The organism is Fusicatenibacter sp., from assembly GCF_050872605.1.
GTDB lineage: Bacteria > Bacillota > Clostridia > Lachnospirales > Lachnospiraceae > Fusicatenibacter.
Genome location: NZ_JBNMHD010000064.1, coordinates 1 through 9,450 on the forward strand (window position 1 = coordinate 1; position 9,450 = coordinate 9,450).

General features: G+C 50.1%; 9 protein-coding genes. 2 read left to right on the forward strand and 7 right to left on the reverse strand.

Annotated features, from left to right (window positions below; translation table 11 throughout):
* Nucleotides 1–304 (forward strand): aminoacyl--tRNA ligase-related protein (locus tag ACY2VT_RS13640; protein ID WP_461880257.1); only part of this gene is annotated, 304 nt, incomplete at its 5' end.
* 39 nt (nucleotides 305–343) lie between these two features.
* Complete coding sequence (locus ACY2VT_RS13645) at nucleotides 344–1,222, forward strand: DUF3881 family protein (RefSeq protein ID WP_461874765.1); 879 nt, start codon at nucleotides 344–346, stop codon at nucleotides 1,220–1,222.
* 85 nt (nucleotides 1,223–1,307) lie between these two features.
* Here the strand turns inward: ACY2VT_RS13645 and udk are convergent, their stop codons facing one another.
* The 7 genes from udk to ACY2VT_RS13680 all read right to left on the reverse strand — a co-directional run bounded on the left by udk (nucleotide 1,308) and on the right by ACY2VT_RS13680 (nucleotide 9,223).
* Nucleotides 1,308–1,937, reverse strand: coding sequence for a uridine kinase (gene udk / locus ACY2VT_RS13650; RefSeq protein WP_461880258.1), 630 nt, complete (start codon nucleotides 1,935–1,937; stop codon nucleotides 1,308–1,310).
* A gap of 13 nt (nucleotides 1,938–1,950) precedes the next feature.
* Nucleotides 1,951–2,592, reverse strand: coding sequence for a deoxyribose-phosphate aldolase (deoC, locus tag ACY2VT_RS13655; protein WP_461874769.1), 642 nt, complete (start codon nucleotides 2,590–2,592; stop codon nucleotides 1,951–1,953).
* 248 nt (nucleotides 2,593–2,840) lie between these two features.
* Nucleotides 2,841–3,776, reverse strand: coding sequence for an ABC transporter permease (locus ACY2VT_RS13660; protein WP_022461587.1), 936 nt, complete (start codon nucleotides 3,774–3,776; stop codon nucleotides 2,841–2,843).
* Complete coding sequence (locus ACY2VT_RS13665) at nucleotides 3,776–4,897, reverse strand: ABC transporter permease (RefSeq protein ID WP_022461586.1); 1,122 nt, start codon at nucleotides 4,895–4,897, stop codon at nucleotides 3,776–3,778. The genes ACY2VT_RS13660 and ACY2VT_RS13665 overlap by 1 nt, the downstream gene beginning before the upstream one ends.
* An 18-nt stretch (nucleotides 4,898–4,915) precedes the next feature.
* The gene (locus ACY2VT_RS13670; protein WP_461880259.1) at nucleotides 4,916–6,463 is read right to left on the reverse strand and encodes an ABC transporter ATP-binding protein; all 1,548 of its coding nucleotides are present in this window, start codon (nucleotides 6,461–6,463) and stop codon (nucleotides 4,916–4,918) included.
* Between the two features lie 168 nt (nucleotides 6,464–6,631).
* On the reverse strand, nucleotides 6,632–7,807 hold the full coding sequence (locus ACY2VT_RS13675) for a BMP family lipoprotein (protein ID WP_461880260.1): 1,176 nt from the start codon (nucleotides 7,805–7,807) through the stop codon (nucleotides 6,632–6,634).
* Between the two features lie 105 nt (nucleotides 7,808–7,912).
* A complete protein-coding gene (locus tag ACY2VT_RS13680; RefSeq protein ID WP_461880261.1) occupies nucleotides 7,913–9,223 on the reverse strand; it encodes an amidohydrolase family protein in 1,311 nt (436 codons plus the stop codon).
* Nucleotides 9,224–9,450 lie beyond the last annotated feature (227 nt).

Consider the following 9,450-nt stretch of genomic DNA (forward strand, 5'->3'; position numbering starts at 1 on the left):
CCTGGCTGACCTGAAAGTAAAATCGGTCGATGTTGAGGCATGGTCTCCGCGTCAGAAGAAATACTTCGAGGTAGGAAGCTGCTCCAACCTTGGTGATGCACAGGCAAGACGTCTGAAAATCCGTGTCAACGGCGAGGACGGAAAGAAATACCTGGCACATACCCTGAACAATACCGTAGTTGCTCCGCCGCGTATGCTGATCGCATTCCTGGAGAACAACCTGAACGCAGACGGAACTGTAAGCATTCCGGAAGTTCTTCGTATGTACATGGGCGGAAAAGAGAAACTGGTTCCGAAACACTAATCGCATAAGAAATACAAAGGAATGAGAGGAGGTGTTCTTATGCACGCTTACCTGAAAACCATTGGATTTTCAAAGATCAAGACGACGAAGGAACTCCAGGAGATTCTTCGTGATGTAGTAGAAAACTACGACCGTAAAAAGATTGTGGAAACAGAAGAACACCACCTTTTTGCTGAATTTTCGAAAGAATATGCCTATGACTGTGGTATCACGGTCTGTGGGGAAATTGATGAGAACAACCGTTTCCAGATGGAATATTATTATCCCTATTTCGAGGGCGGGCAGATCAGCTCCTACGAGGAGGTATCGGTGGAGCGCCACGTCGATAAGGAATCGTTTGCAGGCGCCTGCGACGATATGCGGCTTGGCATTACGATGATCTTTTATCTGACGCATGCAGCGGAATATCTTGAGATGAAACAAAAAAATGCGCTGCAACCGCTTCCGCTCCCGCTTTCTGTCTCCGGTCTTGCAGCGGAAGGAACAATTCTGCTTCCGATCCAGAAAGACCCGGAACAGGTGGAGAAGGAGCGCCGCAGCACGCAGCAGAAGAATTCACTGATCTCGGCTGCCAGAAACGGGGATGAGGATGCGATGGAAAGTCTCACCATGGATGATATTGACACATATGCCATGATTTCCCAGCGTCTGACGAAGGAAGATGTCTTTTCTATTGTAGATAGCTTTTTCATGCCGAGCGGTCTCGAATGTGACCAGTACAGCGTGATGGGTGAAATTACGGAGATGAATACAACGAAGAACGCGGTAACGGGCGAGCGGGTGTATGAGCTCGGTCTGATCTGCAACGATGTGCCGATAGACATCTGTATCAACGAAAAGGATTTATTTGGAGTACCGGAAGTGGGAAGACGTTTCAAAGGCCAGATCTGGCTGCAGGGAATGCTGGAACATCTGTAAGGGAAAAATAAAAAGAGCGAGGACTGAAAAGAGAAAATTCAGTCCTCGCTCTTTTTTACGGATTTTTATAACGATAAACGGATGTTTACTGGTTCTGCACCAGATTCAGATGCTTACGCACCCGCTCGATCAGCATTTCAAGAGCAACGGTGTTCTGTCCGCCCTCCGGGATGATCACGTCGGCACGGCGCTTGCTCGGCTCTACGAACTGCTCGTGCATCGGTTTTACGGTCGTCAGGTACTGCGTCACAACGCTGTCCAGGGAACGGCCGCGCTCCTTTACATCGCGCAGGATCCGGCGGAGAATCCGCACGTCCGCATCGGTATCGACAAAGACTTTGATGTCCATCAGATCGCAGAGATCCTTCTCAACGAAGAGGAGAATGCCCTCGAGCACGATAACCGGGGCAGGATGGACCAGAATCGTTTTATCCGAGCGGTTATGCATGGCATAATCGTAAACCGGCATCTCGATGGATTTTCCGGCTTTCAGCTCGAGAATGTGCTGGCATAACAAGTCGGTATCAAAGGCATCGGGATGATCGTAATTTAATTTGGTACGCTCCTCAAAAGGAATATCATCATGGCGTTTGTAATAGTTGTCATGGCGCAGAATACTCACTTCATCGCGTCCAAAACTTTCTACCAGCTTATCTGCCAGTGTCGTTTTTCCACTGCCGGTTCCTCCGGCAATTCCTATCAGTATCGTATCCATAAGAAACTCCTTTTTATCCGATGATAGCCAGTGTTGCGCTTGTTCCGAGACGGCTTGCGCCGGCATCTGCCATAGCCTGTGCCTCGTCTGCGTTGTGGATTCCGCCGGAAGCTTTTACGCCCATATCCGGGCCTACGGTTTTTCTCATCAGGGCAACATCAGCCGCTTTTGCACCGCCGGTAGAAAATCCGGTGGAGGTTTTTACGAAGTCAGCGCCGGCTTCTTTTGCGAGCTCGCACGCTTTTACTTTCTCTTCATCGGTTAAAAGGCAGGTCTCGATGATGACTTTCAGAACGATGTCCTTGCCGCATACTTCTTTTAAGGTCTGGATATCGGAGCGTACGAAGTCGTATTTGCCGTCTTTGAGGGCTCCGACGTTGATTACCATATCAACCTCCTGTGCACCGTCTTCGATGGCTGCACGGGTCTCAAACGCTTTTACACGGGTATCGGACATGCCCAGAGGGAAGCCGACAACGGTGCAGACTTTGACGTCAGATCCTTTGAGCTTTTCAGCAACGAATTTGGTGTAGTACTGGTTGACGCAGACAGAAGCAAAATCGTGTGCAAGTGCCTCGTCGCAGATCTTTGCAACCTGTGCTTCGGTTGCGTCCGCTTTTAAGATGGTGTGGTCAAATAATTTGGTGTTCAGCATAAGTTTTTCCTTTCTTCGATGAAAAATAAATTAGAATGGTAGAGAAAAGGCAGAGCCGAAAAAACACAGTTCGGATTTAACGGCTCTGCCTTTTATAATTGTAACTATTCAGAGCCACATCTCGATTCCACTGCGCTGCATCTCGATGTGGCTGCTCGCCATATGAAACTCCAGAAAAAACCGCTCATTCATGCAAGCATGATTCGCAATTTTTTCTTCCATTTCACATGGCTCTGAATAGTTACATATTATCTTGCGCCCTTATCGTACGGAATACCTTCGGCTTTCGGAGCCTGGGAATTCTTGGATGTGAAGGCGAGAATAATCATGGATGCGATAAACGGCATCATGCTGTAAATGTTCTTGGACAGTCCCAGATGGGAGAGGACGGTGGAGTCCGCAATGTTTGCCAGGGAACGGAATACCGCAAAGAATACGGCTGCTCCGGCAATGTGGAACGGTTTCCACTGACCGAAGATCATAACAGCGAGGGCAAGGAATCCGGCACCGGCTACGCCGACTTCGAAGTTCCAGGTGGTAACGGACGGAACGATGTAGGCAAATCCGCCGATACCGCCGAGTGCACCGGAGATGATAACACCGGTGTATCTCCACTGGTATACGTTGATACCAACAGAGTCGGCTGCCTGTGGATGCTCACCGCAGGCACGCAGGCGCAGTCCCCATTTCGTTTTGAAGAGGAACACGTAGCTGCAGATCAGAAGGATGATGCCGATGAACAGGAAGATGTTCACGGTAAATGGTCCGATCTTGTAAATGAAAGCGGCGTTGGTGTAGTTCAGCTTTGCGGAAGCTGCACCGTTTCCGGCATCCGAGCCGTTGTTGAATGCTTTTACCAGGACGATGGCAATGGCAGTAGCCAGCATGTTCAGTGCGGTTCCGCCGATCGTCTGGTCTGCTTTCAGTGTGATGGCGGAGAAGCCAAGCAGCAGAGAGTAGATCATACCGGATACGGCGCTCGCCAGAATGGAAAGTGCCACAAGTGCAGGAGCCGGGAGATCCGGGAACAGAACCAGGACGAAGACACCGGCAAGGCCGCCGATCGCCATGATTCCTTCCAGCGCGATGTTGATGACACCGCTTCGCTCGGAGAACATACCGCCCATCGCAACGAGCATCAGAACAACGGCGTACAGTAAGGTAAATTTAATTAAAAGGAACATTATTTCTTCTCCTCCTTTCCGTTGTCTGCATTGGCATTTGCTTTCTGCTCTTTTTTACTCTTGAACAGGTTTGCAACGATGCCCTTGAACAGGGTAACGAATGCGCAAAGGTAAATGATAACGGCAACGATCAGGTCCGCGATCTCCGGCTGATAATATTTCGTAGGCAGGTAAGCACCGCCGACAGAAATATGAGCAACGAAGAGAGCAGCGAAGATAACGCCGATCGGGTTGCTAAGTGCAAGAAGCGCAACCGGGATACCATTAAATCCGATGGCCGGGAGTGCGGTCGATACCTGCGGGTTCCACTCGGATGCACCGGAGAGGAAGTAGAGGCCGGCACCGATTCCGGCAAGCGCACCTGCGATGGTCATGGAGAGAACAACGTTTCTCTTCTCATTGATGCCGGCGTATTTGGCAGCATCCTTATTGAAACCGCAGGCTTTCAGCTCATAGCCAAAGGTTGTTTTGTTCAGAACGATGTAGATGATGACCGCAATCGCAATCGCGATGAAGATCGCAATCGTTGTGGAACTGGTACGGAAAATGGAGTTCATGCCGCAGTCCGGAATCAGGGATTTCGGAGAAGCGGAGCTTAATTTGTAAGTACGTGTGGTCTTCTGATCATACATGCCCGGGATGGTGTTGTACATCAGCTCATTGACAAGATAAAGACCAATCCAGTTGAACATGATGGAAGTAATAACTTCGTTTACGTTGAAGTATGCTTTGAAGATACCAGGAACTGCTCCCCAGATGGCTCCGCAGACCATGGCAGCCAGAAGGCATACATACCACGGCATGTGGAGGATGATGGCAAAATACAGGGCGCCGAAGACACCGACGGTGTACTGTCCGGCAGCACCGATGTTGAACAGACCTGTTTTAAAAGCAAATGCAACCGAAAGTCCGGTCATAATCAGGGGAGCGGACTGTGCGATTTCACTTCCGATTCCCTTCGGCTTTAAGTAAAAGCCGCCTTTGATGATTCGAGTAAATCCATCCACTGCGTTCTCCGCGTTGATGCAGTATAAAATGATAAATCCCACAAGAAGACCGATCACAATACATACAAGAGAAGCGACAATGGACAGAAGAGCGTTTTTCGTTTTTTCGTTCATGCTTTTCTTACCTCTCTTTTATACTTCTTCGGGAACCGGATCCCGTTTTGCACCTGCCATGTAGAGACCGAGTTCTTCGACAGAAACGGTTTTCGGATCCAGTTGGCCGACCAGCTCTCCTTCGTACATAACAAGAATACGGTCGGAAACATCCATAACCTCATCCAGTTCCAGAGAAACCAGAAGAACGGCTTTTCCCTTGTCGCGCTGTGCAACGAGCTGGCTGTGAATGTATTCGATGGCTCCGACATCAAGACCACGGGTCGGCTGTACCGCAACGAGAAGATCAGGATCTTTGTCGATCTCACGCGCGATGATCGCTTTCTGCTGGTTTCCGCCGGACATGCTTCTGGTGATGGTCACGGGACCCTGGCCGCTGCGGACATCGTACTGCTCGATCAGGCGCTCGGAGTATTCGCGGACAGCTTTCGATTTGATAAAGCCGAAGGATTCAAATTCCGGCTGCCAGTAACGCTGCAGCACCATGTTCTGCTCGATGGAGTAATCCAGCACGAGGCCGTGTTTGTGGCGGTCCTCCGGGATGTGGCTCATGCCCATCTTGGAGCGGTCGCGGATGGAAGCTTTCGTGATGTCCTGTCCGTTGAACAGAATTTTACCGCCGGATACTTTTTCCAGTCCCGTGAGGCCCTGAACGAACTCAGACTGGCCGTTTCCGTCGATACCTGCGATGCAGACAATCTCGCCTTTTCTTACATTAAAGGAGACATCTTTGACGGCATTGTTTCCGTGCACCTTGCTCGGTACGGTCATGTGCTCCACTTTCAGAACGGTGTCGCCCGGCTTGGATGGCTTTTTGCTGACGGAGAAGCTGACGTTTCTTCCGACCATCATGCGGGAGAGTTCTTCTTTGGAAGTTTCGCTGATGTTGACGGTTCCGATGTATTTTCCTTTGCGGAGAATCGTACAGCGGTCGGCAACTTCCATGATCTCGTTGAGTTTATGGGTGATGAAGAGGATGGATTTTCCTTCTTTTGCCAGGTTCTTCATGATCTTCATCAGCTCGTCGATTTCCTGCGGCGTCAGAACCGCGGTCGGCTCGTCGAAGATCAGGACTTCGTTGTCACGGTAGAGCATTTTCAGAATTTCGGTACGCTGCTGCATACCGACGGTGATATCTGAGATCAGAGCGTCCGGATCGACCATCAGACCGTATTTTTCGCTCAGCTCCATGACTTTTGCACGGGCATTCTTTTTCTCGAGGAAAAGGCCTTTGGTCGGCTCTACGCCGAGGATGATGTTGTCGAGAACCGAGAAACATTCGACCAGCTTAAAGTGCTGGTGCACCATACCGATGTTGAGATCGTTGGCGTCGTTCGGCGTGTTGATATGGACTTCCTGCCCATTCTTCTTGATGATTCCGGAGGTAGGCTGATACAGACCAAAAAGAATACTCATCAGGGTTGATTTTCCTGCACCGTTTTCTCCAAGCAGAGCATGGATTTCTCCCTTTTTGAGCTGTAACGTAATGTTGTCGTTCGCCTTGATACCCGGGAATTCTTTGGTGATGTTCAACATCTCAATAATGTACTTATTTTCCATATACATATTCCCTTTCAAGCGTGGTTTTGCAGGACTGCCGAAGGTATGGAAAACAGGGCAGAACTGCGGGCTTTCATTATGCCTAGTATAGCATTTTGCGTGGTAGAAAAAAAGGGGAAGAGAAATAATATTCTCTTCCCCAAAAGACATATTGTTACAGAAACAGTATGCACATTAGCTGATATAATCAACGGTTACGTGAGAACCTACTTCCGGCTGATTTTCTGTATCGCTGGAGATTTCGATGGAACCATCGCGGATACCAGCCAGTACAGTTTCATACTGATCCTGTGTGAAGGTTGTGAATCCCCAGGATTCGGAATCGGTAGGAAGGCCGATGTAATCTCCGTCTTTCAGTCCAAGCTGCTGAGCAGTTCCGCCAAGTTCAGAGAAGTTTCCGCTGAAGTAGGAATCCAGAGCGTTGTTGATGGCACTTGGAAGACCTTTCATAGCGGAAGTCAGGCAGCGCTCGCCGATTTTGGAGCGCTGGTCAACGTCTACACCAATAACTTTTCCATCGTGTGTCTCAGCTGCATCCAGAGCAGATGTCCAGATACCGCCGCCGCAGGCGAATACAACCTGTGTTCCGTCTGCATACCAGCCCTCCATACGGGCGGTGATGGAGTCATCGCCGTAGAACTGGCCGCCATAGTAATATTTTACGTTTACATCTACGCCGTCTTCTTCAGCAGCAGCGTTGATGCCCTGTACATAACCGTAACCGAAACGGATAACGGCCGGAACAGCGATACCGCCAAGGAAGCCAAGGCTTGTGTAACCGTCTTTTACTGCAGCGTATCCAGCCAGGTAGCCGGCCTGCTCTTCTTCGAAGGAGCAGATGTATACGTTCTTTCCAAGATCAACAGTTTCACCGTTTAAGTTTACGATGTCGCTTTCGGTAACGTCAACTGCGATGAAGGTTACATCCGGATAGGTGTCCTGCTCTTCTGCGATGGCTGGTCCGAACAGATAACCAGGCATAACAACTACGGTAGCGCCCTCAGAGATTGCAAGATCGATGGAGTTGATACGCTCCTCGTCGGTGTCCTCTGCCGGTTTGTAGTACTCGTACTCTACGCCGTTTGCATCGCCGTAAGCGCATACAGTTTCCCAGGTGATCTGGTTGAAGGATTCGTCGGTGATATCTCCGGAGTCTGTGATCATAGCGATTTTCTCGCCTGCGGAATCTTTTTTCTCTCCGTCTGTGGAAGCAGAAGAAGATGCTGCGCTGGCAGAATCAGTTCCTTTGGATGCATCGGAGGAAGAGGATCCGTTGGAGGAACCGCATCCTGCGAATGCAGCAGTTGTCATGGCAGCTGCAAGCAGTAAGCTAACTACTTTCTTTTTCATAAATAGTATTCTCCTTTCATGGGTACAGCGTTTCTGCGTATATGGCAACATTATAATATAAAAGAAAAAAGTATGTCAAGTAAAGGAAAAACTGCGTGAAATCCACTAGCTATCGGCATGTGAGCCGGAAATTCTTCGGATAATGGCGTTGGATCTTGCATAAATTTCTTCCGGGTCAAAGCCGATATGGAATTCGCCGTTTTCGTAGAGGATTTGACCGTTTACCATGGTAAGCTTTACGTTCTGTTTGCTGCCGCTGTAAACGAGGTTTTTGATCAGATTATTCTCCGGCTGCATGTTCGGCTGATGGAGGTCAATCATGACGAGATCGGCCTTTTTGCCGGCAGCGAGACGGTCGCAGTCAGTAAGCTGCATCGCGTGTGCACCGCCTGCGGTTGCCATGTAGAGAATGGCGTCGGCCGGGATTCCTGCGGCGTCCATCTCGCGGACTTTGGAAAGGCCGGTGGTCAGGAACATTTCGCGGAACATATCGAGGCAGTTGTTGCTGGCAGGCCCGTCGGTGCCGATGGCGAGGTTGATGCCGTTATCGTAAAAACGCTTCAGCGGGCAGATGCCGGAGGCAAGCTTCAGGTTTGAAGAAGGATTGGTGACAGCGGTGAGCTTCCGGTCGCGGAAAATTTCGAAATCGCGGTCCTCCATCCAGATGCAGTGGTAGCCGCCGCCTCCGTACTGGAACATGCCAAGTTTTTCCATGAGCTGTGTCGGGGTGAGCCCCCAGCGCTCTTTACAGCCCTCGACTTCGCTTTTTGTCTCGGCGTTGTGTGTCCAGACAGGGGAATGGTATTTTTCGGCGAGTTTTGCAACGGCTTCAAGAAGCGGGCCGCCGGTCGTATATTCGGCGTGGAAACCGAGCAGATACGAGGTGCGGTCGGAAAGTTCGTTGACATAGTTATACATCTCTTCGAGAATTTCCGGGCTGTCGACGAAGTTGTTGAGGCCGCTGGTAAGAACGGTGCGGAATCCGGTGTCGACCGTGGCAGCGATGCTGTTTTTCTGCTGGATGTACATGTCGAAATTGGAGGTGATGCCGCTCGTCAGATATTCCATAATGCCGAGGATATTGAGCCAGTAAACGTCGTCCCCGGCGAGCTTTGCCTCGTTCGGGAAGACCTGACGCTCGAGCCATTCGTGGAGCGGGAGATCGTCCGCGTAGGAGCGGAGAAAGGTCATCGGGGTGTGCGTGTGTGCGTTTTTAAAGCCCGGGATCAGGAGATTGCCGCGGGCGTCGATTTCGCGGTCGAAGACAGGGGTCTCTGCGGCATCTGGAGCTGCTTTTCTGCCAGGTCCGATATAGGTGATGGTGTCGCCGGTGACATGAAGTTCGTCTTCGGCGATGGAAAAATGGTTTTCAGCGTCGAGTACGAGAATTTTGGCGTTGTAAAAACGTGTATTCAAAAAAAGATCTCTCCTTTATTTTACGTGCTGTTTTCAGCGGCCGGGGTCTGTTTTTTTGACAGACCCCGGCCGCTGTGTGTTTACAGTGTGATGTTGTCAAGATTGGTTGACACATTTTTCTCAAGGACATCATGGACTATGCTACCATACGTAGAGAATCATAGTATCTCTGTCGCTTGATCATGGGAGGAAGACCACCGTTGGTGGTACAAATCCTCCGATTGTTC

Bases quoted from the DNA above. Each gene is read 5' to 3' on its own strand.
- ACY2VT_RS13645 (WP_461874765.1), top strand. From the start codon at position 344: ATGCACGCTTACCTGAAAACCATTGGATTTTCAAAGATCAAGACGACG.
- udk (WP_461880258.1), bottom strand. From the start codon at position 1,937: ATGGATACGATACTGATAGGAATTGCCGGAGGAACCGGCAGTGGAAAA.
- deoC (WP_461874769.1), bottom strand. From the start codon at position 2,592: ATGCTGAACACCAAATTATTTGACCACACCATCTTAAAAGCGGACGCA.
- ACY2VT_RS13660 (WP_022461587.1), bottom strand. From the start codon at position 3,776: ATGTTCCTTTTAATTAAATTTACCTTACTGTACGCCGTTGTTCTGATG.
- ACY2VT_RS13665 (WP_022461586.1), bottom strand. From the start codon at position 4,897: ATGAACGAAAAAACGAAAAACGCTCTTCTGTCCATTGTCGCTTCTCTT.
- ACY2VT_RS13670 (WP_461880259.1), bottom strand. From the start codon at position 6,463: ATGTATATGGAAAATAAGTACATTATTGAGATGTTGAACATCACCAAA.
- ACY2VT_RS13675 (WP_461880260.1), bottom strand. From the start codon at position 7,807: ATGAAAAAGAAAGTAGTTAGCTTACTGCTTGCAGCTGCCATGACAACT.